The 20,808-nt window shown below is 70.7% G+C and carries 24 protein-coding genes and 1 pseudogene; 8 read left to right on the top strand and 17 right to left on the bottom strand.

The genetic code is table 11. The features are described from left to right. Position 1: 1 nt before the first annotated feature. The 6 genes from K1J57_RS26830 (at position 2) to K1J57_RS26805 (ending at position 4,566) form a co-directional block, all read left to right on the top strand. On the top strand, positions 2–1,993 hold the full coding sequence (locus tag K1J57_RS26830; protein WP_220561495.1) for a fibronectin type III domain-containing protein: 1,992 nt from the start codon (positions 2–4) through the stop codon (positions 1,991–1,993). Positions 1,994–2,193: 200 nt separating this feature from the next. Further along, a complete protein-coding gene (locus K1J57_RS26825) occupies positions 2,194–2,469 on the top strand; it encodes a hypothetical protein (RefSeq protein WP_220561494.1) in 276 nt (91 codons plus the stop codon). 17 nt (positions 2,470–2,486) lie between these two features. Next, the gene (locus K1J57_RS26820; protein ID WP_220561493.1) at positions 2,487–2,891 is read left to right on the top strand and encodes a hypothetical protein; all 405 of its coding nucleotides are present in this window, start codon (positions 2,487–2,489) and stop codon (positions 2,889–2,891) included. Then, positions 2,888–3,244 carry a hypothetical protein gene (locus K1J57_RS26815; RefSeq protein WP_220561492.1) on the top strand — a complete coding sequence of 119 codons (357 nt, stop codon included), beginning with the start codon at positions 2,888–2,890 and terminating at the stop codon, positions 3,242–3,244. The genes K1J57_RS26820 and K1J57_RS26815 overlap by 4 nt, the downstream gene beginning before the upstream one ends. Before the next feature lie 58 nt (positions 3,245–3,302). Beyond that, complete coding sequence (locus tag K1J57_RS26810; RefSeq protein ID WP_220561491.1) at positions 3,303–4,169, top strand: N-acetylmuramoyl-L-alanine amidase; 867 nt, start codon at positions 3,303–3,305, stop codon at positions 4,167–4,169. 49 nt (positions 4,170–4,218) lie between these two features. Further along, entirely contained in the window at positions 4,219–4,566 is a 348-nt protein-coding gene (locus K1J57_RS26805; protein ID WP_220561490.1) for a hypothetical protein, read from the top strand. Between the two features lie 56 nt (positions 4,567–4,622). Here the strand turns inward: K1J57_RS26805 and K1J57_RS26800 are convergent, their stop codons facing one another. From K1J57_RS26800 to K1J57_RS26770, 7 genes are all read right to left on the bottom strand, one after another. Next, complete coding sequence (locus K1J57_RS26800; RefSeq protein ID WP_220561489.1) at positions 4,623–5,165, bottom strand: MucR family transcriptional regulator; 543 nt, start codon at positions 5,163–5,165, stop codon at positions 4,623–4,625. A gap of 50 nt (positions 5,166–5,215) precedes the next feature. Beyond that, complete coding sequence (locus tag K1J57_RS26795; protein ID WP_220561488.1) at positions 5,216–5,683, bottom strand: hypothetical protein; 468 nt, start codon at positions 5,681–5,683, stop codon at positions 5,216–5,218. A gap of 53 nt (positions 5,684–5,736) precedes the next feature. Further along, positions 5,737–6,150: a hypothetical protein gene (locus tag K1J57_RS26790; protein ID WP_220561487.1), complete on the bottom strand. Its 414-nt coding sequence runs from the start codon at positions 6,148–6,150 to the stop codon at positions 5,737–5,739. 318 nt (positions 6,151–6,468) lie between these two features. Continuing rightward, on the bottom strand, positions 6,469–6,651 hold the full coding sequence (locus K1J57_RS26785) for a hypothetical protein (protein WP_220561486.1): 183 nt from the start codon (positions 6,649–6,651) through the stop codon (positions 6,469–6,471). Beyond that, a complete protein-coding gene (locus tag K1J57_RS33750) occupies positions 6,648–7,037 on the bottom strand; it encodes a hypothetical protein (RefSeq protein ID WP_255646625.1) in 390 nt (129 codons plus the stop codon). Before K1J57_RS33750 ends, K1J57_RS26785 begins: the two co-directional genes overlap by 4 nt. Positions 7,038–7,152: 115 nt before the next feature. After that, positions 7,153–8,361, bottom strand: a complete 1,209-nt coding sequence (locus K1J57_RS26775) for a helix-turn-helix domain-containing protein (RefSeq protein ID WP_220561485.1) — start codon at positions 8,359–8,361, stop codon at positions 7,153–7,155. A gap of 14 nt (positions 8,362–8,375) precedes the next feature. Next, positions 8,376–8,882: a flavoprotein gene (locus tag K1J57_RS26770; RefSeq protein ID WP_220561484.1), complete on the bottom strand. Its 507-nt coding sequence runs from the start codon at positions 8,880–8,882 to the stop codon at positions 8,376–8,378. A 441-nt stretch (positions 8,883–9,323) separates the two neighbouring features. Between K1J57_RS26770 and K1J57_RS26765 the strand changes: the two genes are divergently transcribed. Then, positions 9,324–10,439, top strand: coding sequence for a hypothetical protein (locus K1J57_RS26765; RefSeq protein ID WP_220561483.1), 1,116 nt, complete (start codon positions 9,324–9,326; stop codon positions 10,437–10,439). Between the two features lie 39 nt (positions 10,440–10,478). Here the strand turns inward: K1J57_RS26765 and K1J57_RS26760 are convergent, their stop codons facing one another. The 9 genes and pseudogenes from K1J57_RS26760 to K1J57_RS26720 form a co-directional block, all read right to left on the bottom strand. Beyond that, positions 10,479–10,952 (bottom strand): hypothetical protein, encoded by a 474-nt coding sequence (locus tag K1J57_RS26760; RefSeq protein WP_220561482.1) that lies wholly within the window; start codon positions 10,950–10,952, stop codon positions 10,479–10,481. A 140-nt stretch (positions 10,953–11,092) separates the two neighbouring features. Continuing rightward, positions 11,093–11,341 carry a hypothetical protein gene (locus tag K1J57_RS26755; RefSeq protein ID WP_220561481.1) on the bottom strand — a complete coding sequence of 83 codons (249 nt, stop codon included), beginning with the start codon at positions 11,339–11,341 and terminating at the stop codon, positions 11,093–11,095. Between the two features lie 65 nt (positions 11,342–11,406). Next, positions 11,407–12,543 (bottom strand): hypothetical protein, encoded by a 1,137-nt coding sequence (locus tag K1J57_RS34070; protein ID WP_220561480.1) that lies wholly within the window; start codon positions 12,541–12,543, stop codon positions 11,407–11,409. Positions 12,544–12,793: 250 nt separating this feature from the next. Further along, positions 12,794–14,764 (bottom strand): hypothetical protein, encoded by a 1,971-nt coding sequence (locus K1J57_RS26745; protein ID WP_220561479.1) that lies wholly within the window; start codon positions 14,762–14,764, stop codon positions 12,794–12,796. A gap of 30 nt (positions 14,765–14,794) precedes the next feature. Then, positions 14,795–15,679, bottom strand: a complete 885-nt coding sequence (locus tag K1J57_RS26740; RefSeq protein WP_220561478.1) for a hypothetical protein — start codon at positions 15,677–15,679, stop codon at positions 14,795–14,797. A gap of 655 nt (positions 15,680–16,334) precedes the next feature. Next, positions 16,335–16,559 (bottom strand): hypothetical protein, encoded by a 225-nt coding sequence (locus K1J57_RS26735; RefSeq protein WP_220561477.1) that lies wholly within the window; start codon positions 16,557–16,559, stop codon positions 16,335–16,337. A gap of 122 nt (positions 16,560–16,681) precedes the next feature. Next, positions 16,682–16,990: a hypothetical protein gene (locus tag K1J57_RS26730; RefSeq protein ID WP_220561476.1), complete on the bottom strand. Its 309-nt coding sequence runs from the start codon at positions 16,988–16,990 to the stop codon at positions 16,682–16,684. Positions 16,991–17,072: 82 nt separating this feature from the next. Continuing rightward, entirely contained in the window at positions 17,073–17,282 is a 210-nt protein-coding gene (locus K1J57_RS26725) for a hypothetical protein (RefSeq protein ID WP_220561475.1), read from the bottom strand. Between the two features lie 99 nt (positions 17,283–17,381). Further along, positions 17,382–17,852, bottom strand: a pseudogene (locus K1J57_RS26720) (catalase); the annotation flags it as partial. 192 nt (positions 17,853–18,044) lie between these two features. On the opposite strand from K1J57_RS26720, the gene K1J57_RS26715 reads away from it, so the two are divergent. Then, a complete protein-coding gene (locus tag K1J57_RS26715) occupies positions 18,045–18,899 on the top strand; it encodes an SDR family oxidoreductase (RefSeq protein ID WP_220561474.1) in 855 nt (284 codons plus the stop codon). A 93-nt stretch (positions 18,900–18,992) separates the two neighbouring features. Here K1J57_RS26715 and K1J57_RS26710 read toward each other — a convergent pair whose 3' ends face one another. Beyond that, positions 18,993–20,798, bottom strand: coding sequence for a thiamine pyrophosphate-requiring protein (locus K1J57_RS26710; protein WP_220561473.1), 1,806 nt, complete (start codon positions 20,796–20,798; stop codon positions 18,993–18,995). Positions 20,799–20,808 lie beyond the last annotated feature (10 nt).

The raw sequence follows: 20,808 nt of genomic DNA, 5'->3' as shown, positions 1-20,808 counted from the left end.
CGTGGACGCTGCGGCACAGCACGCAATCGACGACCTGACCCGGATGATCCTCCGCCTCCAGTCGCAGGTGGACACCCTCCAGCGGGGCGGGCGCGGCGGGCAGCTCGCCCACTCGTCCCTGGAGGAGGGGCAGGCGGTAGAGGTCCGCGACGAGACCGGGGCCGTGCGCCTCCGCTTCGGCTACCAGCCGGACGGGCGCGCAGCGGTGGTCACCGAGGGCGGAGAGCCCGTGACCGCGCCCACCGCCCCCACCGTGACGCCGATGCCGTCCGGGCTGCGGGTGTCGTGGGACGGTGCGCTCGCGGACGACTCCGCGCTCCCCAGCGACTTCGACCACGTCAACGTGCACGTCAGTACCGAGGATGGGTTCACCCCGTCCGAGGCGACGTTCGTCGTCACCATCCCCCGCTCCGCCGGCGCGGTCCCCATCGCCCCGCTCACCGTGGGCACCACCTACTACGTGTGTCTGGTCCCGGTCACCACCGGCGGCATCGTCGGGGACCCGTCCGCGCAGGCATCCGGAGTCCCGGCGGCGGTCACGGACATCGCCCCTGGGTCCATCACCGAGACGGAGATCGCGGACGACGCGATCAGCACGCCGAAGCTTCGCGCGGAGGCCGTGACCGCTTTGAAGATCGCTGCGGAGGCCATCGAGGCGGGGCATATCAAGGCGGCGGCGGTGACCGCGTCCAAGCTCGAAGCGGAGCTCGTGTTGGGGACGCGGATCATCGCGGGCACCCCGTCCGGGGCCCGGGTCGAGCTGGACAGCACTGGCATCAAGGGCTACAACGCGGCCGACGAGCTGGTGTTCGTCGTGGACGACACGGGAACGGCGTTGTTCAGCGGCGACATCGTCGCGTCCGAGATCTCCGGCTCGCGGATGGTCGTGGGCACCGCTCCCGGGCCGACCGGTGTGATCGAGGGCGACGCGAACGTCGTGACGCAGCGGGTGCGGGTCGGGAACATGACCGCCCAACTAGTCGCATCATCGGCGTCGAACCAGTCGGCGTTCACCGCCACCTCGGACGCCACCTCCCCATCCTCGCCGCTCGCCGGATTCGCGGCCACGTCCGGGGCCGTGTCCTTCGCGATCGACTCCTCGGCATCCACCGCCGACGGCCTGCCCTCGATCACTGGACTGGCGAACTCCACGCTGTCCCAACTCGCGGTGTGGTCCAAGCGCAACGACGTGGCCGAACCGATGGCGACCCTGACCGCCACCACCACCGAGACCAGCGGCGCATGGACCTCCCCCGGAGGCGGTCAGGTGCGCCTGGTTGCGGACTCGGGGTCTGCGTCGGTCCGGTTGTCCGGGCCCAGCGCGGCCACGAACTCGTTCAAGTGGGGACGCGTTTACGGCATCGACGGCGCCAGCGGCACCCGGGCCCTATCGCTCCGGTCGCCGAACGCCGACGCCGACAACCTGCGGTCCACGATCGTCCTGGAGGGCGCGAGCCCGTCCCGCACCAGCTCGCGGGCGATCATCTACGCGCGTGAGCTGGTGCTGACCAACGAGATCGACGGCGACGCGCTCGCATCGGGTACCGCGCAGGTGAGGCTGGTGTCCGGGGTGTACCTGAACGCGCCCGCCCATGCGCCGGTGCGCACCGACATGGTGTCGTGGCCCGCATCGCTCGCGGCGGCCGGCAGCTGGCACGCGTTCCCGTCCGGGAACTACCCGGCCGTGAACTTCACGACCGGCCCCTCGGGACGGGTGCGCATCACCATCACTGCCGCCTTGGGCAACAACACCGGGACCACCACGACCATCCACATCGGCGCCGCGCTGTCGGGGGCTTCCTCGGTGTCCGCGGCCGTGGGGCGGGCGTGGACGGCCCGGGGTGTGCTCATGCAGTCGTGTTCGCGGGTTCTGTACCTGGACCTGGTGCCGAACGGCACGTACACGCTCACCCCGTCGTACAACTACAGCTCGGGGACGGTGAACGTGTACACGACCTTTGAGCACTCCATCGTCGCCGAACCCCTTCCTTAGGAGGATGCATGTCCGAGATGCCTACGGAGCCGGAGCAGCCCGCAGAAGGGACTCCCGTCTTGGAGGACCCGGTGGAGGTGACGCCGGATCCTGAGGTGCCGACTCCGCCGGTGGCTAACCCGGAGCCCCCTCCGCCTCCGGCGCCGCCGATGCCGGAGTACCCGCCGGACCCGCCCGACGTCGACGGATAGGAGACCTCCGTGTCCATCAGTCAAGTCCTGGTGCAGTACAACGGGCACCCGAACAGTATGCCCGAGGACGACCCGGGAGAGATCCTGGTCCGCGGCGGGTGGGGTGCGGCCCCTGAGGTGGTCGCGGCCGGTGTCGCGGCGGTGCTCCGCGGCGAGGGGATGCAGACGCGCACCCGCACGACATCGACGGTGTACTCGTCCGAGCCCGCTCCGGGCGGCGGCACACAGCACGTGGCGACGACCACTGTGGTGACGTCCCCGTGGACCCTCCCCGACCCCGAGTAGGAGGTCCCGTGCGCCGCTTGCGCTCGATCCTTGACGCCATCTCCCTCGCCCCTTTCGAGGCCATGCTCGGCGTCGTCGGCGTCATCAGCGGAACCACGACCTTCCTCGGCGTCGCACCACCGTCCATCGCGGAGATCCTGCCCGCACCCATGGTCCTGGCCTGGGCGGTGTCGCTCCTGGTGGGATCCCCGCTCATCCTCGTCGGCTTGGCCACCCAGCAGCTCCGCGTGGAGCAGGCCGGGCTGGTGCTGCTGGCCGCGACCACCCTCATCTACGGTGCCGCGATCGTCGCTGTCCAGCCCGCAACTGCGACGACCGCCGCCGCCACCTATGTGCTGTACGCCGCCGCGTGCCTGCTTCGTATCCGGGTGCTGACCCGGGCGTTGCGGGCGCGCGAGGTGCCTAGATCGGAGACCGAATGATGGGCTTGGACGGGGTGGTGATCGGCGGGGCCGGCGCGAGCCTGCTGGGTGCCGTGGCGTGGGCGATCAGCTTGCTGTTCCGGGCTGCGCAGACCCGGTCCGATGCGGGTACGGCGACGGTGACGGATGCCGCTGCTGCGAACGCCGCCCTGGTCTCCTCCCTCAATGGCTTGCAGCAGGAGAACGAGCGGTTGCGCGCTCGGGTCAGTTCGCTGGAGGACGAGCTGAGCCAACGGGATGAGCGTATCGACGCCTTGGAGGCCCGTATCCGGGAGATGGAGTCGCGTTTGCACGATGAGCAGACGCGTCTACGCCGGATGGCTGATGAGTTGGCGGAGCTACGCCAACGCTAGCCCGATTTCTCCACATTCATGCCCCTTTGTGGGGCTTTTTTCATGCCCAGGAGGGCGCATGCCAGAACCCGACAAGCTCCAGTGGCGCAGTGACTTCGGCTGGTCCAAGTCCAGCCCTGCTGGGAAGGCCTACCCCAAACGGGGCCTGGTCGTCCACTACGACTCCTCGGATCAGAACCTCGCGAACAAGCCGCACAGCGCGTGTGAGGCGTACTGGAAGCGCACCCGAGGCTTCCACACCGGACCCTCTCGCGGATGGGCGGACATCGGCTATTCCTGGGGATGTTGTAGTCACGGATACGTGATGGAGGGGCGCGGGCTTTTCCGCACCCAGGCTGCCCAGCCCGGCGGCAACAGCACGTACTACTCCGTGACGCTGATGACCGGGCCTCGCGACGAGGTCACCCCGGCGCAGATCAACGCCGTGAGGCAGCTCCGCGAGTGGCTCATGGAGCCCACCTCGTCGATCTCCGGCACCGTGAAGGGGCACCGCGACTTCATCGCCACCTCCTGCCCCGGAGACAAGGCGTACCGGATGGTCCGCGACGGCACCTTCACCAAGCCCGCCGTGTGGGGTGACGACACCCCGGACGTTCCGGAGCCGACCGAGCCCGCCCCGAACCCGGCGCCCAAGCCCAAGCCGCCCGCGACCAGGGCGCCGGGCTTCCCGCTGCCCAAGGGGTACTACTTCGGGCCCCGATCCGGGCCTGCGCACTCGGTGTCGGGCTACTACTCGCACCGCGAGGACCTGCGCGCGTGGCAGCGGCGGATGCGCGACCGCGGGTGGGTGATCTCGGTGGACGGCCTGTACGGCAAGCAGACCGAAGGCGTCGCCCGCGCTTTCCAGGCGGAGAAGCGGCTGCTGGTGGACGGCAAGATCGGCGCCGACACCTGGAAGGCGGCGTGGGAGGCCCCGGTCACGTGAGCACCTCCGGCTGGTCCTGGTACTAACCCACCCCTGAGAGAAGGATTCGATGTCCCGTCCCATTTTCGGCCGCGAGCCCGTGGTCATCATCAACGCCGTACAGGCCGTCCTGCTGGTCGCGCTCGCGGCGGGCGCCCCGTACCTGGACGCGGTGTCGGTGCCGCTGATCGTCGCCGCGCTGGGTGCGGTGCTCGGCGCGGTGCAGGCCGTGGTTGTGCGCCCGGTCGCGCCGGCGGCGTTCACCGCGGTCGTGACCACGCTGGCGCCGGTCCTGACCCACTACGGTGTCGGCCTGTCGGATGAGCTGGTGGTCGCGGTGAACGGCGCGATCGTGGCGGTGCTGGCGCTGGCGACGCGGCAACAGGTGTCGCCGAAGGATCTCGAACTCGCGGCTTGACCGCACGCGTGAGCGCCCCTCCCTTCGCGGGAGGGGCGCTTTCCTTGTGCCCGGGGTCAGCTCTCCTTCTTCGACCCCGGGCCGCCTTTGCGTGGCCTCACGGGGATGTGCGCCTGAACGTCCCCAGTGCGCTTCAGTCGTTCCCGGTGGGTGCGGCACAGCCCGTTCGCGGCATGGGGGCGTCCGCAGCCGGGGACCTCGCAGAAGCGTTTCTTGCGACCCTGCGCGGCTGCCAGCGCCTCCTTGGTCCACGACTGCACAGACTGTGGCCTCAGGGGTTCCTTGAGGGCCTGGCGGGCCTCCTCGCGCGCTGCGTCCGGGTCGCGTGCCGCCTCGAACCGGGCCCACGCCGGAGATCCGACCCGCTCAAGACCCTTGGTGGACAGGGTGGCGTGCAGCCTGGCGGACACGAGCCGGGTGGCACGCCCGAGCCCGTGCCGCTCCCGGTACTGGTCGGCGGACATGCCGTGCTCGCGGACGTGACGGCCGAGAAACTGTCGTTCGGCACCGCATTCGTGGCAGATGAGGCCACCGTCGGCTCCGGTGGTGAGCTGCCCGTGGACACCGTGCCCATCGGGGTCGCCGTACTGGAGGGTCATGGGTGCATGAAAGCAGAAACCCCTCCCGGAGGAGGGGTTTGCCACGGGTGTTACAGCATGCCCCGGTCTTCCGGGCGAGACAATATGGCAGGTCCGGTGCGACACGGTTCGCACACCTGGTCGTCGGGCAGCTTCTCCAGTAGCCAGGACGCCTTTTTCCGCTTGCCGCATCGTGTGTAGCCGGGCGCACCGATCAGATGCCAGTTGTCACCGGCGTCCATGCTGGTGGCGTAGGTGGCGATCTCTCCGGTGCGGGGGACAGCGATCAGGTGCGTCTTGTCGGGCGCTACCTCCACGAGCGCTCCGGCGCCCTCCAGGTCGGTGGCCATGCGGGACACCTGGACACGCCAGCGCGTGGCGGCCGGTAGATCATCTGCGGGGTACCGCCCTGCCGGGGCCACCCGAACCGCGCCTCTGGGGCCGCCGGGTGCGGGCTGCATGCTGGCATCGGGGTAGTCCTCGGCGAGCGCTGTGCGCACAATGGCCAGTGCTTCTCCGGTGTCTTTCTCGGGCACCATGGGCCTCCTTCAGGTGGTCGACGACATCCCTGCGTGGCGGGGAGCAGGAGGTGCTAGACGCGCGCGACGGTGGCGTACAGGGCGTTGTCCGCGATGTCCCACGCGCCCACGCGGGTCCAGCCGTGCGCTTCGAGGGTGGCGTCCGCGGCGTCCTGGATGTCCTCCATGTCGGCGTCGGTACGGGCGGTGGTCTCGACGGGGTCCAGGACCAGGGTGTCGGTCATGTTGCCGTTCTCGTCGGCGGTTCCGACGGCGACGTCGGTGTAGTCTCCGGCGACAACATCGGAGGCGGTTCCGACGGCGGCGATGTAGGTGGTCATGGTGTTCTCCAGGGGGGTGATCTGGGCGATGGGGGTGCGGCTGTTGCCGCGGGTGAGGATGATCGGCTGTCCGGTCCTCTGGACTTCGAGGGCCAGGTCTCCGAGGATTTTCCGGGCCTGCTCGATGCCGTAGTGCTTGCTGCTCATGAGTAAGACCTTAAGGTCCTTAAGGTCTCTTGTCAAGGGGATCTTAAGAACCCTCCTCGCCATCATCGCCGCCAGTGCCCGCCCTGTCCGGAGAACGCGAAACCCCCGCCGCTGGCATGCGACGGGGGCCGGGTCCGGCCATGCTTCCCCACCGGACCCTCCCCGGATTCCCAGCCCGGGGCCCTCCCCGCGCTTTGATCACCTCAGCGGTGTAGGGACGCGGGAGCTTGGTGGGGCGACGGGTGACCGCCGCCCCGTGCCCACATCTGGTGGGCGTGCCGATCCCCTCGAGACGGTTTCGGCGTCTAATCCGGTAGGTCAGCTACCGAAGTCGTAGTCCTCACCCCGGCGGCGGCCGTCCTCACCCAGCAGCGGAACTCCAGCGGCTCGGGCGGCGGCGATGCGCTCGCCCTGGAGGCGGACCGCTTCCTTCTCTTCCTTGGTGAGGTCGTCCGGGATGGGGTCCTCGGACGGGTCGGTGTGGCGTCGGTGCGGACTCATGGGTGTGCCTCCCTGGGGAACGGCGCCCCGTACCGGGGACCGGGGTTGCGGAGTCGGGCTTCGAGTGCCGTGGCGGTCGGCTCCATCAGCGTCGGGGTGATGCCATCGGTGAGCGCGGTGCCCATCCACCAGTCGGCGGTACGCCACACCCGGTAGGTCTGGCCGTACTCCTCCTGGAGGCGTGCCAGCTCGGCGTCATCACGGGTGTGGTCCTCCAGACGCGCGAGAAGATGCGCAGCGGTGGGTGCGGACAGCGTCACCGTGCCCCGCCGCGCCACCCACGCCGCAGGACGGTCGGCGCGGGGAGCACGGCTGATCTCCCAGTCGGGGTACGCGCCGGCGACCACAGCGAGCGGACCCGTGTACCTGTACTCGTCGACCGTCATGCCTCACCCCTCTCAGTGGGCACGACGGTAAGCCGGAAACCCCGCACGGTTTCGCAGCCCAGAAAAGGTAAAAGACCCGCAGAATCCTGCGGGTCCCAACGGAAGCAGGCGGACGCTACGCGACCCCGGCGCGCTGCGCCAACGGCCGCAGCTCCGGAGTCGACCTGCGGTGCTCCCGCCGCAACAGCTCCGTGATGACCGCACCCGTCGACGGGTCGTGGCGCACCAGCTCAGCGGCGATCCGCTCCGCCTCCAACAGGGTGTTCACTGCCGCGGCATCCTGCCGGGTCTGGGTGTAGGCGCGCGCGAGGTCCAGGTGCACCTGTGCCCGTCGACCCACCAGCCCGGAAGGGAGGCTGGCGACGTCCAGGTCCTCGCCGGCCGCCACGGCGGCGCGCGCGTCCCCGACCTTCACGTTCGTGCTGATGGTGTGGATGGCGACGTTCGTCGGCCCGAACGCCGTCCCGTGCAGATTCAGGTCCGTGCCGAGCCGGTCCGCTGCCCGCTGCGCCTGCCGCAGGAACCGCGGCACCGCCGCACGGTCGTACTCCGCCGCCGCCGCGGTCGCCGCCGCCAAGTGCAGACCCCCGTACACCGACAGCTCCTCCGGGGTGCCCGGGTGCATCCGCCGCTCCAGGGCGTGCGCCGCACCCATAGCGAGCTCCGCCGCCACATCCGGGTTGCCGCGGCTGATGAACACATAGGACAGCCGGTACGCGCCGACCGCAGCGAGCAGCGTCTCGTCCGCCCACTCCGCGGCGGCCATCGCCCGGTCCGCCGCCTGCCACGCCAGATCCGTGGCACCCACCCGCCGCAGCACCGCAGCAGCGGTGTTGTAGACCATCGCCCGCGCCGAGCACACCGCCGGCCGGTCCGCACCCCGGGACCTCGCCGCCGCCTCCACGTCCCGGATCAGCCGGGGGAGCCTCCGCCCCGCCTCGCCGTACCGGGTGGCCTGGTAGGCGGCGTAGGTGCGGTGCGCCTCAGAGCGCAGCCGGGCCACGTCCACCGGGTCCTCGCGGCCGGTCTCCGCGACGATCACCTCCAGGGACGTGTACCGCATCATGGCGCGTTCGATGTCGGCAGCGGGCGTGTAGCGCACGGGGGCGGCCTCGGGTTCGGATCCGGTGAGCTCGGACAGGGGGAGCCGTAGGACGTCGGCGAGCCGCGACAGTACCTCGTGGGAGTCCACGGCGAGCTTGCCGCGCTCGACCTGGGACAGCCATGACTCGGAGCGTCCCACGAGGCCGGCGAGGACGGTTTGGGAGTAGCCGCGCCGGCGGCGGTGGGAGCGGATGATCTGGCCCCTGGTGGCTGCGTCCACGCCGGGCCTCCTGTCTAGAGAGTACGGGTGACCTGGAGTAGGTGTTCCCAGGTGGGGAGGCGGGATTCGTAGGGGGCGTGGTGGTCGTAGACGAGGGTGACGGCGGGGATGGACCGGAGGGTCGCCAGGGAGCGCTGGAACGCGGGGTGGGAGGCGAGTTGGGGTTTGCAGTGGGGGACGACGATGGTGGGGACGTCGTAGCCGACCATTTCGCAGAGGAGCCCGAGGGCGAAGTTGTCGGAGTGTCCGTCGGCGAACTTGTTCGTGGAGTTGAACGTGAGCGGGCAGGCGAGTACGAGGTCGGCTTTGGGGGAGCCTTCGCCTTGTCCGGGCATCCGGTATTCGGTGCGGACGGGCGCTCCGGTGAGCTGCTCCAGTTCGGCGGTGTCGTGGAAACGGACGCCCATGGGGGTGGACATGCACACCACTTGCCAGCCGTCGCTTTGGAGCGTCCTGGCGAGCTCGGGGGTGCCTTCGGGGGCGGGGGCGCCGGAGACGACGAGGTAGAGGGTTTTCGCCATGTGGGCAGTGTAGGGGTGGGGGTGTGGGGGGTAGGGTGTTTCGCGAAACGGGTCCCGCCGCTGCGTAGGCGGGGCCCGTTTTTGTTGGGCGCGCATGGGTGTGGGCCCCGCCGTGCGGCAGGGCCCAAGGGGTCAGCGGGTGTCCGGGGTGGTGCTCCGCGCCCGAGGGGACCGAAAAAGAAGGGATGACCTGCCCTGCCCCCGCCTTCGCGGGGGCTTTCCTGTCCTCCCGCTGCACGTGCACACGGGGTAGAATGGGCCCACAACCACATAAAGCGAGCCCGCGCGGTGTTACCAGCACCGACACGGGCTCTGACCACCGATCCTGAGTCAGCAGGAAGGGCGGCTAGGCATGAAGCTTAGTCACATCATAGTCGGTGACCCGAATCGAGGGCATGCCTCTCGGGTCACAACGTCGTACCTCCCCAAGGGAGGTACGCGATGAAGGTGCACCGCACCAAGCACACCGCGAACTTCACGATCGCCCCCAACGCGATCCTTCGCGAAGAGCGCATGTCCGAGATGGCGCGCTTGATCCTCCTCCGCCTCCTCTCCAACACGGACGACTACGAAGGCGCGACCGCACTCAAGATGTGGGAAGACGCCCGAGCCATCCGAGGCGACGCAGCCCCCGGCAAGCGCGCGTTCCTCAACGCCTTCAACGAGATGGAGGAGTTCGGGTACCTCGTGCGCACCAAGGTCCGAGAGGGCAGCAAGTGGGTCACGCACGTGGACGTCTACGACACCCCGCAGAACCTCCCCGAGGAGACCTCGGATGAGCCCTCGGGAGACGACTCTCTCGGACTGCCCGGTTTCGGGAAGTCCGAGCGCGAGAAGCCCGAGCCCGGGAAGTCCGAAAGCGGGCAGTCTTCTAAAAGGACCATGGAGAAGGATGCATCTAGAAGGACCATCTCTTCTTCTTCGGTGAGCGGTCACGTTGAGCGTGAGCCCGCTCCCGTCGCTGAGAAGAAGACGAAGACTCCTGAGAGCATCGTCATCGAACGACTGGGCTGCACCGACGACGAAGCTCGCATGGTCGTGGACTACATCGAGCAGCAAGGCGACGGCAGGGGCGGGCGCATCCGGTCGCTCGTGTGGTGGGTGACCAACCGGGAAGAGCGATTGTTGCTCGGAGACCTCGCGCATGTGCGCCGCCACTCCGCTCCGCCGACCGTGACGGTGTGCGGCGACCACCAGCAGGACATGCCCCCGCACGGGTGCGCCCTGTGCGCGGGGGAGATCAAGGCCGGGGACCCTGAGGACATCGCTCGTCTGCGGTCGCACCTCGCGGCGGCGGGGGAGAAGGCACGCCCGGACCTTGCGCGGCTCCTGGGAGCGCCCGAGAGGCCCGCACAGCGCGCGTACAGCGATGACCCAGGCGCCTACTACCGGCGGATCAACAAGGGCGCCTACAAGCCGTACAGGAACCCCGAGAACCAGGACGTGTACGACGAGCCCCTGTTGGCGTCCCCGCGCCCGCAGGACGTCACCGGGGCGCTCGCTCCCGTCGTGACCGCTGAGCAGATCCGCAACGGCACCGACGACTTCCGGCTGTAACCCCGTAGGCCGCCCGGCGCACGTCGGGCGGCCCCACGCCTACCCAGCTATGAACGAGGCCGCAAGGCCCGCCAAGCCGAGAACCGTTCCGCTGACAAAGCCAATCAAGAACTGCCGCGTTGCGCGCTTCTCCGCCTTCGCCGTTGCCTTCTTCGCCTCCTCGTTCTCCTCCCTCAGATGAACGAGATCCGATCGCGTCTGCCGGGACTCCTCCCTCAGAGCCTTCAGCTCCGCGTGGAGCACGATGTTAGTTACAGCCTCCTCCCGTTCCTCTGGGGGCAGAGCTTCAGCCGCGACCAGGTCATCCTCAACGGCTTTCTCAAGCTCACCGTAAGTCCGCCCGTTGAGGGCCCCCCACGTCATTCGTCGCGCGAAATCGTCAACACCTGAGGCCTGCCTGAAGGCCGCCTTGAGATCATCGGTGACCTGTAGGCCAGGGTGGTTGTGTACGAAGTTGTTGACGATCTTCCGAACGGGTTCAGTCAGCTTCTCGGCGAACTCGGGGTTGCTCATGCCGCCCATGATCCCGCGCTCCGCGTCCGGTCGGGCTTACCCCGACCCCAAGCCCGTGGCCGGTTCCGGACACGCAGAAGGCCCCGCCGAAGCGGGGCCCACGCTCACGTCCTCCCGCCGGGAAGGATGTCGGAGCCAGTCTACGTCACCCACCGCCGGTACCGCCGCCACACCCACCCGCCCTGCACGTACAGGACCACCAACGCGCACACCAGACCGGCACCGGCAGCGACAGGGTGCGGGCCGGCCAACTGGACGGCGCACGTGATCGCGGACCACAGGATCAGGGCGAGGAACACCAAGCGGCGGATGAGGTAGATGGCCGCCCAGTAACGGCGGGACAGCGGGGAGCGGGAACGACGGGGGACGAACTCGGTAGGGGCAGACACAGGGGGCTCCAGGAGGTAGAAGGCCACCCCGCCGCCCGCCCGAAGACAGGCGACAGAGAAGCCCGCTACCGGGACTTGCGCTCCTCCAGCACCAGGTGCAGCAGCACACCCGCCGCACCCAGCACCACCACCGGCAGGATGCTAACGAACACCACCACCCAGTCCGGCGCCGCGTGGTGCCCCTGCGCCTCCAGCAGGTGGTAGACCGCCTGCCCAAACGCACCCAAACCGAGCGCGGCCCCCGCAGACACCCCGGCGAACCACCGGCCACGCCCGTGGACCAGTCCGCCGACCGCGACCCACAGGGCCGCCGCCGCATACGCCTCGATACCGATCGGCAGGGTAATCGCGAGGTCCACGACCAGTCCGTCGCCGATCCCGGGCAACAGGTTGACCGGCCCGAACCCGACCATCCTCCCCAGTCCGACCCAGCCGCCCCAGACCGCTGTGAACGCGGACAGGCTGATGGCGAGGGTCGCGGCGATCAGTCCGTAGGGCTGCCGGTCCGATCCGCCGGTCTGCGGTCCGGTCTGGCCAGCGGTGGTCTGCTCGCTGTCTCCTGTGGTCTGGTCCGTCCGGTCCGGCGTCGGCGCGGTCTGGTGGACCGGGGGAGCGTCGGCCTGGACCCGGGCTACGGGGGCGGTCTGCTGAGGCTGGACCGGGGCCGCCTCTTCGGACTGGGGGGTGGGCCGGACGGCGCCGGTCTGGTCGGTGACCTGCCCGGACTGGCGGACCGGACCAGACCCGGACTGGCCCTCAGGGGCCGCAGCCCGGCCGCTACCGGACTGGGAGGACCGGTCCGGAGAGGGCTGCCCGGTCCGGACCGTGGGGGACTGGACCGGCGCCTCAGTAGACCGGGAAGACCGGACCGGCCGGACCGGGTCCGCGGACTCCTCAGGCCGGACCGGGACACCGTCCCCGACCGGACCGGACTGCGGACCGCCATCCTGATCCGTCTCGGACCGGACCGACTCCTCCAGACCATCCACCGGACCCGGACCGGGGTAGTCGGACCGCCCCCACCCGGACCGGTCCTCCCGCTGCTCCTTGTACAGGCCCAGCAACCGGGTGGACCGGGAAGCGCCCCACCCGAACTCGGACATGAGCTGATTGCGGCCCGGTAGCTCACCCAGCCGGTACTCGAACTCGCGGATCTCCGCCAGCGCCACGTCGTCGGACGGCGGGGTCGTCGTAGGTGCCATGATGGAACTGCCCTTCTGGGGTAAGTGGCCCGCCCGTGGGGTTCGATTCCGGGGCGGGTCACGCTGTTTTCTGACTGTCTTCCGCGGCCCGTGACGCCCGTGACGTCACGCCCCGCACACCCCCTCCCGGGGGCCCTGGAGGGCGCCTATCCCCCTCCCCGTGACGGTGGTGTCACGGTGTCACCGCAGGTCAGGGCCGTCACGGCCACTGTCACGCGGTGACGGTGTCACGGCCGTGACACCCCCGCCGTCACGCCGGTGTCACGCTCATCGCCGCCTCGATATCGCGCCGGTACCAGCCCCGCGCGTCCCTCCCATCGACCTTCAGCGAGTGGACCGGGCACACCCCCGCGGCCGTCATCCGCGACCGCAGCAACGCCTCGTCCCCGCCCGTCAGCCGGGCGGCGAGCTGGTCGCGGGTGGCCCGGTCTGCCCCCAGGTCCGCCATGACCCGCAGCGCACCGACGAGGATGTCGTCCTCGACGATGACGGCGTCCTCGATCCCGTCGTCCCCCACGCCCAGTGCGGGCCCGGCAGGCGCCGGCGCGGGGGAGGGGCCGGTGCCGAACAGGTCCCAGTCCGCCGTCGCCCGACTGGACGTGGTGGCTGCGGCGGGCGCGGGCTCGTCCTCGACGATCTCGGCGTCCTCCGTGAACAGCTGCCGCATCCGCTCGTACCGGGTGGCGTAGTCCTCGCCCGCCGCCTGCGCGGACGCCTCATCCAGATCCGGGCGCACCGCCGCGATCCGCAACGCCATCTGCTCCATGTCATCCGGCAGAATGTTCCACCCCTGGTAGCGGGTCGGCAGGTCACCGTCCACACCGATCCACCCGGCGCCCTTCGCGGTCAGGTGCTCAGGGCGCAGCTTGAGCTCCCACGCCGACTCGAAAACGGCGGCGATCTCCTTCTGCTGGCGGACCTTCATGCAGATGCCCACCCCGGTCTGGGTGGACATCGCCGCGGGCACCAGGTCGCCAGTACCGCGCAGGACGGACAGGACGAGGTTCACGGCTTCGTTGCGGGCGATGCGCTGGATCTGCTCCAGCGTCTCCGCGAGCTCCACCACCTGGCCCTTCCCGGCGGCGGCCATCGCTTCGGCGCCCTCATCGAGGATGATCACGATCTCCGGCAGGTCCGCGCCGACCGGGAGCAGGTTGGTGTTGTGCTCCTTCTTGCGCTTGCGGTACGCGATCTTGCGGTGCTTCGCGATCCGCACCGCGGCCTTCACCATGCGGATGGCTTCATCCAGGTTCGGGGCGGCCCAGTCCACCGGGCAGCGCTGCACACGCCCGTCCAGCCACACGTCCACCCACGGCTGCGTCATCCCGCCCCCGTTGAGGTCGATGTGCCACACCAGCGCGTCCCGGCACATCCCAACGGTCGCGGTGATGCCCCACAGCAGGGTGGTTTTCCCGGCGCCCTTCTTGCCGACGATGAGCCAGGATTCCTCGCGCATGGGGCCTTCGGTGGTGTCGCCGTTGGGGTGGGCGCCGATCGGCACCCCGTCGAGGATGCTGCGCTGCTCCTCCCACAGCGGGTGCCCTTCGTCCAGGGCGGTGAGGACGCGGGTGGGGACGCGCATGATGACGGTGCGCTGCCCCTCGCCGGCGGGTTCGATGACCTCGATGCTGCACCCGTGGGGGAGGTTGGCGTCCGCGGCGAGCCCGGGGGCGAGGTGGCGGAGCTGGTCGACGGTGGCGCCCGCCTTGGGCAGGCACACGCGCACGTCCTCGCCCATCCGGTTGTCCCACTTGGTGACGGCCTCCACGACGGTGCCGCGGAAAGGCTGTCCGCCCCGTTCAACGATCCGGGTCTGCCACTCGGCGTTCTCCTTGGCGACGGACCCGAGCACGATGCCACCGCTGCTGCGCTCCTTCGCGGGGGCCTTCGCGCGGCGCTTCAACCACGGCCCCAGGCTGGCGCCGAGCACCGACCCGGATACCAGCGACCCGATGCCCAGCACCGTCCACGGGTCCCCGGCCAGCGCCCACGCCATCCAACCCCCGGCGCCAGCCCACCGCGCCAGAGCGGCGGTGACCCGCTCCGGGGGCGCCATGCCGCCGGTCACGATAGAGGAGAGCGCCCCGACGGCTCCCACGCCGACACCGACGAGCGGGTGCAACCCCAGCGCGTCGGCTCCGGCGGCGGTCGCGGCCAGCCCGATAGCGGCCGTCGTGGCGTTGCCGAGGACGTTGTCGGTGGCGAGTGACCAGGTGGCCATCGGGGGCCTCCTCTCAGACGTTGGGGCGGGTCAGATGTTCCACTTGGACTCGTCGCCGCGCGGCGACTCCCGGCGGGCGAGGTCGTCCTCGTGGGCGCGGCGCATCAGCGGTTCGATCTCCTCCGCGATCTGCCGGGTCTGAGCGATCGCCGTCGCGAACTCCCGGAGCTTGTCGTTGATCGCGGAGTTGATGGGGAAGCGGGCGCCCTCCAGGCGGTCCGCGTAGGCCTTCACCGCCATGGCGACCTGAGTGGGCACGTCCACCCACTGCCGGGAGTCAGGGACGATCTGGTAGGCGTCGGCGGGCTCGTAGCGGGACATGGCGGCGGCCATGTCGGCGGCGATGCTGGCGGCGGGCAGAGCCATGGTGGTTCCTCCTGTGTGCGTGCTGGTGCTGAATCCGGGGACGTCGCCAGCGGCGACTCGCTCATTCCACGTGCGCGGGTCGACGTTGGCGTCGTAGTCGCCGGTGGTGTAGCCGGGGTGGTCAGGGCCCAGGCCCCGACGGTCCACATATCCGGGACGGGTATCCCGCGGGTCTGCGTAGTACGACCCGGGGTGTCCGGGGACCTCGGCCCCGAGGGTGTAACCGTCGCGGGCGTACTGCCCAGCCGGGGTCTCCTTCGTACTCCGGGGGCGGGTGGGCTTCTTGCGGGGGGCGAACAGGGCGGCGATGAACGCGAGGATCGACGCGCCGATCCGGGTACTGCCCTTCTTGCGTGCTGCCGCGGCGGCTGCCCGGCGGCGGGCCTTGAACGAGGACTGCCCGGACGCGGCGTTCCACGCTCCGGACGCTCGGCGTCCGGTCTTGTCGTCGGCCCAGTCGCGGGCGCGCGCCGCACTCCGGCCGATCCGGCCCCTGAGGCCGGGCTTGTGGGTGGTGGGGTGTGCGCCGCCCCACCGGGACTTGGACACAGATCCTCCAGTCGTGCGGCCTCCGGTGCCGCTGGTCGGGGGGTTCTTGCGCTTCGCGGTAGTGGTGTCGCCGGCGCTGCGGCGGAACAGGCCGCCACGGGGCGAGACAGAGCGAGGAGTGCTGCCACGGGAGCCGCTGCCGGGAGAGCCCGGACGGGACGGCCTGCGGAGAGAACCGCCGCGTGGCGACGAACCCCGGGAGGAGCCCCCCGCCGGGCCGACGCCAGAACGTCGGCCGACGCCCGCAGTGCCCACGCCGCCGGATCGGGACGATGACACCTTGCCTGCGGTGCGCCCGGAGCCCAGCCCCGGCATGCGCCCACCCAGCCCGCCCATGCGGGCGGTCCCGGTGGACCCGCGGGTGACGGTGGTCTTCTCCGTCCGCATCCCCTTGGTGCCGCCCTTCTTCTTGCGGCGCCGGTGCGCGATGTACGCCGCGCCCCCGGCGGTCGCGGCCACAGGAGCAGCCAACCACCCGGCAGGGCCGACCACACTGGCGAGCGCAGCGGACCCCAGCACGGTCGCGCCGAGACCACCAACGGCGATCTGGCCGATCGGCAGGCCCGTGGCCTTCGGGGACTTCTCGGCAGGAGCCTTGGGCTCCTCCGCGGCCGGGGCGGGAGCAGGCGACGCCGTCTCAGTGTCCTGCGTGGGCTCAGTCATCCCACTCCGTCCTCTCGATGTACTCGTCGGTCTGATCGACGGTGTCGTCCGGGCCGTCCAGCTCGCCCAGAGCCGCCGCATAGGACAGGGCCTGGCTCATCGCGCACACCCCAGCCAGGCAGCCGGTCGCGTGCAGCACGAACCAGGCGGTGTCGCGCTGAGACCATGCAGCCCACCCAGCGGCGACGATGTAGGTGAACAGGACGAGAGTGCGCATGGAGGCCCCCTGCGGTTGGCGTGATGTCGCCGTCAGTGTCATGCTGGGAACCTCCTCTCGTCTTGCAGATGCGGGGAATCGCGGCCCGCCCGGGTTCTTGGTGGAATAGGGCGGGTCGCTTCTCATATCCGCCTGAAACGGGCGAGCACCTCGGTGATCGCGTTCGGGATGCCGGCCTTGTCGGCGGGGTAGACGTACTGGACCGTCCCGGCAGGGTCCGCTTCGTCGAACGCCCGCACCGTCCACTGGCCGGGGTCGGGCTCCCACAGGGCCTGTCCGCGCAACTGGCGGCGGCCGACGATGGCAGTCCACAGCACGGCGCGCGTGTACGGGCCGACCGGGCTGTTCGGGTGCACCGTCACGCCCGGGTGGGCGTCCGCGATCGCGCGGAGCTCACTGCCGAGGGCGGACTGCTTGTACTTGGTGGCCACAAGGCTCTCCTTCTCGGGGGTGGACCGTTTGGTCCCCTTGCCGCCTCAGGACGGGAGGCGGCGCGGGCACCACACGGGCGCGTCAGGAGGAACGGCGAGCCCGGTCGGCCTCGGCGGCGGCGCGGTCGTTCAGCGTCACCGGGACGCGGCGGGCCAGCAGACGGGACACGACCCAGAAGAAACCCGCCAGCGCAGCGAAGCCGGCGACGGGGAGGGCGTGGGGGTGCGCGAGAGCGAACTCCATCGCGCGGGAAACGGCGTCAAGGACGCTCGGGGGTATGGTGGGGGTCATGCTCTGCTCCTGGTCTAGCAGGGGTTCGGGCTAGGCCCTGTCCGGCGTTGCAGTCGCCGCGATAGGGCCGCTACCAGGAGCGAAAGTCGGGGGTTAAGCCTTGATCCCGTCCTGGATGAAGAACACGGGCATGTTGTTGCCGACCAGGTCGTAGTTGCCCTCTTCGGTGTAGAACTTCACCGCGAACCCGCGCACGTCGCGCACCGTGTCGGCCGAGCCGCGCGACCCGGCGACGGTGGAGAAGCGCACGAACACCGGTGTGACCACGTCCGGCCCGCTCAGGAAGTGGGCGGCGGTCACGTCCGACAGGCCCTCGTAGGGGCGGAAGTGCCCGTAGGCGCCCGCGCCGCGGGCGTGCACGACCCGTTCGGGGATGCGCTCGTGGTCGAAGTGGGTGATCTTCTCCCGGGCGTGGAAGTCCTCCAGCAGCGTCGGCCCGCGCGTTCCGGCGGAGAGCGAGTTGTCGGTGTCCTCCACCCGTACGCCGGTGTCGGTGGTCAGCGGACCCTCGGAATCGGTGCGGGCGGCGTCCAGCGCCCGGTCCTTGGCGTCGCGCGTCTCGTCGTTCATCTGTACCCCCTGCTCACAGCCGTGGCCTCCGGCTCCGTCCGGGTGCCACTGACCGGTTCGGGCCCCGGGCAAACGCGTGACACGCCCGTGCGCCCGGACGGGCTCCCGGCGGCCCGGGCGGCCGCCCGGACCATGTGTGAAGGCGGGGGAACCGGGCAGTGGCACGCGGGAAGAGGAGAGGGGGGATCGGTGATGACCGAGAAACGTCCGCCGGCGCAGAGCCAGCCCTATCCGGGGCGCACCGAGCCGATGGATCCCCGGCCGCGCGACGAGATGCGCGACTACCGGGGCAGCGGGCTCCTGGAGGGGAAGCGGGCCCTGATCACCGGAGCCGACTCGGGCATCGGCCGGGCCACCGCGGTGGCCTTCGCCAAGGAGGGGGCCGACGTGGTGTTCGGCTACCTCAGCGAGGACGCCGAGGCACAGCACACGGTGGGCCTGGTGCAGGAGCAGGGGCGGCGCGCCGTGGGGGTGCGCGGCGACCTCGCCGACGAGTCGTACTGCTCCCACCTGGTGGAGCGGGCGGTGGAGGAGCTCGGCGGGATCGACGTCCTGGTCGAGCACGCCGCCACCCAGGCGCCGGTGGAGGACATCACCGACCTGACCACCGAGCAGCTGCGCCGGACGTTCGACGTCAACGTCATGGGGGTGTTCTGGACGGTGCGGGAGGCCGTGCCGCACATCCCCGAGGGCGGGTCGATCATCATCACCGGGTCGATCAACGGGCTGCGCGGCAACGACACGCTCATCGACTACGCGGCGAGCAAGTCCGCGGTGATGAACCTGTCGCTGTCGCTCTCCCAGGCCCTCATGGACCGCGGTATCCGGGTGAACTGTGTGGCACCCGGGCCGGTGTGGACGCCGCTCATCCCCGCCACCCTCGGGGAGAAGGGGGCCGAGGGCTTCGGGGAGCAGGCGCCGATGGGCAGGGCGGCCGATCCGGACGAGATCGCGCCCTCCTACGTGTTCTTCGCCAGTGGGCGGCTGTCGTCGTACTACACGGGGGAGACGCTGGCGCCGACCGGCGGCGAGATCCAGGCCGGCTGACCGCGCGCGGGGGGCGGGGCGGACCCGGTTCGCCCCGCCCCCTCGTGTCCGGCGGTGCCCCGCGACGCCGGGCGGTGTGCCCGGCCGGCGCGGTCAGCCGCTGCCGGGGAAGAACTCCCGGGCCTTGGCGGCCAGGCCCCGGACCGCCACGCCGCGCCGGTCGGGGTCGCCCGACAGCAGGGCCTTGACGGTGTCCACGAGCTGCTCGCGGTCCACCTGGGGCGGGATGGGCGGCATGTCCGCGTCGCAGCGGACGTCGATCAGGGCCGGCCGGTCGGCGGCCAGGGCCCGGTCCCAGGCCGGGCCGACGCCGTCGGGGCCGTCCACGGTGATGCCGACCAGCCCGGCCTGCTCGGCGAAGGCCGCGTACGACAGCTCCGGCAGGTCCTGGGAGAACGGGGTCTTGGGCGATCCGCCCATGGCGCGCAGCTCCCAGGTGACCTGGTTGAGGTCGTTGTTGTGCAGGACGCACACCACCAGCCGGGGGTCGTCCCACAGCTCGTGGTAGCGGCGCGCGGTGAGCATCTCCATGAGCCCGTTCATCTGCATGGCGCCGTCGCCGACCAGGGCGATCGCGGGCCGGTCGGGGTGGGCGAACTTGGCCCCGATGGCGTAGGGGACGGCGCACCCCATGGTCGCCAGCGTGCCCGAGAGGGAGCCGCGCATCTCCGCGCGCATCTTGAGCAGGCGCGCGTACCAGTTGGTGACGGACCCGGAGTCGGCGGTGATCACCGCGTCGTCGGGCGCGCGCAGGGAGAGCTCGTGCACGATCAGCATCGGGTTGACGGGGTCGGCGGGGATGCGGGCCTGGGCGTCCAGGACGTCCCACCAGCGTGCGACGCCCTCCTCGATGGAGGTGCGCCAGCGGCGGCGCGGCCCGGTGAGCTCGTCGGGGCGGTCCAGGCGCTCCAGGAGCGCGCGCAGGGTGGCCTTGGCGTCGCCCACCAGGTTGACCTCGGTGGGGTAGCGCATGCCGATGGCGCCGGGGTCGGTGTCGATCTGCACGGCCCGGCGGCCGAACGGCGGCAGGAACTGGGTGTAGGGCATGTTGGAGCCGACGATGACCAGGGTGTCGCAGTCGCGCATCAGCTCCCAGGAGGGGCGGGTGCCCAGCAGGCCGATGCTGCCGGTGACCTCGGGCAGGTCGTCGGGGAGCACGTCCTTGCCCAGGAGCGCCTTGGCGATGCCGGCGCCGGTGGCGTCGGCCAGGTCCAGGACCTCCTGGCCGGCTCCCCGCGCGCCCTGGCCGATGAGGATCGCGATGCGCTCCCCGGCGTCGATGACCTGCGCGGCCCGGTCCAGCGCGTGGACGGGGGGCAGGGTCCGGGGGTGCTCGTGGAGGCGGTCGGGCGCGCTGGAGGGCACGTGCTTGAACGCGTGCTCGGGCGGCGTGTAGTCCAGTTCCTGGACGTCGCCGGGGATGATCAGGACGGTGGGCGCGGAGCGGCCCAGGGCGGTGCGCACGGCCCGGTCCAGGACGTTGGGCAGCTGTTCGGGGACGGTGACGGTGGCCTGGTAGGCGGCGACGTCCTTGAACAGGGAGTGCAGGTCCACCTCCTGCTGGTAGGAGCCGCCCAGGGCGGTGCGGTCGGCCTGGCCGACGATGGCGACGACCGGGACCCGGTCCAGCTTGGCGTCGTAGAGGCCGTTGAGCAGGTGGATGGCGCCGGGGCCGCCGGTGGCCAGGCACACGCCGGGCCCGTCGCCGAACTTGGCGTATCCGACGGCTTCGAAGGCCGACATCTCCTCGTGGCGGCTCTGGACGAAGCGGGGCCCCTCCGGCAGGCGGCCCATCTGGGCGACCAGGCCGTTGATCCCGTCACCGGGGTAGCCGAAGATCTTGGTGACGCCCCACTGCGACAGCCGGCGCAGCAGGTGGTCGGCGACGTTCTGCGTCATGTCTCCCCCT

Origin of the sequence: Nocardiopsis sp. MT53 (genome assembly GCF_019598965.1) — a bacterium.
Classification (GTDB): Bacteria; Actinomycetota; Actinomycetes; order Streptosporangiales; family Streptosporangiaceae; genus Nocardiopsis; species Nocardiopsis changdeensis.
Note: the sequence above shows the minus strand (reverse complement) of the source record. Positions and strands in the feature narration are given on the sequence as shown.

What these genes read in the sequence shown, in the direction of transcription:
- K1J57_RS26815 (WP_220561492.1), top strand. Translation starts at nt 2,888, where the DNA reads ATGATGGGCTTGGACGGGGTGGTGATCGGCGGGGCCGGCGCGAGCCTG.
- K1J57_RS26745 (WP_220561479.1), bottom strand. Translation starts at nt 14,764, where the DNA reads ATGGCCACCTGGTCACTCGCCACCGACAACGTCCTCGGCAACGCCACG.
- K1J57_RS26725 (WP_220561475.1), bottom strand. Translation starts at nt 17,282, where the DNA reads ATGACCCCCACCATACCCCCGAGCGTCCTTGACGCCGTTTCCCGCGCG.
- K1J57_RS26790 (WP_220561487.1), bottom strand. Translation starts at nt 6,150, where the DNA reads ATGAGCAGCAAGCACTACGGCATCGAGCAGGCCCGGAAAATCCTCGGA.
- K1J57_RS26810 (WP_220561491.1), top strand. Translation starts at nt 3,303, where the DNA reads ATGCCAGAACCCGACAAGCTCCAGTGGCGCAGTGACTTCGGCTGGTCC.
- K1J57_RS33750 (WP_255646625.1), bottom strand. Translation starts at nt 7,037, where the DNA reads ATGACGGTCGACGAGTACAGGTACACGGGTCCGCTCGCTGTGGTCGCC.
- K1J57_RS26735 (WP_220561477.1), bottom strand. Translation starts at nt 16,559, where the DNA reads ATGCGCACTCTCGTCCTGTTCACCTACATCGTCGCCGCTGGGTGGGCT.
- K1J57_RS26800 (WP_220561489.1), bottom strand. Translation starts at nt 5,165, where the DNA reads ATGACCCTCCAGTACGGCGACCCCGATGGGCACGGTGTCCACGGGCAG.
- K1J57_RS26715 (WP_220561474.1), top strand. Translation starts at nt 18,045, where the DNA reads ATGACCGAGAAACGTCCGCCGGCGCAGAGCCAGCCCTATCCGGGGCGC.
- K1J57_RS26770 (WP_220561484.1), bottom strand. Translation starts at nt 8,882, where the DNA reads ATGGCGAAAACCCTCTACCTCGTCGTCTCCGGCGCCCCCGCCCCCGAA.
- K1J57_RS26795 (WP_220561488.1), bottom strand. Translation starts at nt 5,683, where the DNA reads ATGGTGCCCGAGAAAGACACCGGAGAAGCACTGGCCATTGTGCGCACA.
- K1J57_RS26760 (WP_220561482.1), bottom strand. Translation starts at nt 10,952, where the DNA reads ATGAGCAACCCCGAGTTCGCCGAGAAGCTGACTGAACCCGTTCGGAAG.
- K1J57_RS26765 (WP_220561483.1), top strand. Translation starts at nt 9,324, where the DNA reads ATGAAGGTGCACCGCACCAAGCACACCGCGAACTTCACGATCGCCCCC.
- K1J57_RS26710 (WP_220561473.1), bottom strand. Translation starts at nt 20,798, where the DNA reads ATGACGCAGAACGTCGCCGACCACCTGCTGCGCCGGCTGTCGCAGTGG.
- K1J57_RS34070 (WP_220561480.1), bottom strand. Translation starts at nt 12,543, where the DNA reads ATGGCACCTACGACGACCCCGCCGTCCGACGACGTGGCGCTGGCGGAG.
- K1J57_RS26785 (WP_220561486.1), bottom strand. Translation starts at nt 6,651, where the DNA reads ATGAGTCCGCACCGACGCCACACCGACCCGTCCGAGGACCCCATCCCG.
- K1J57_RS26805 (WP_220561490.1), top strand. Translation starts at nt 4,219, where the DNA reads ATGTCCCGTCCCATTTTCGGCCGCGAGCCCGTGGTCATCATCAACGCC.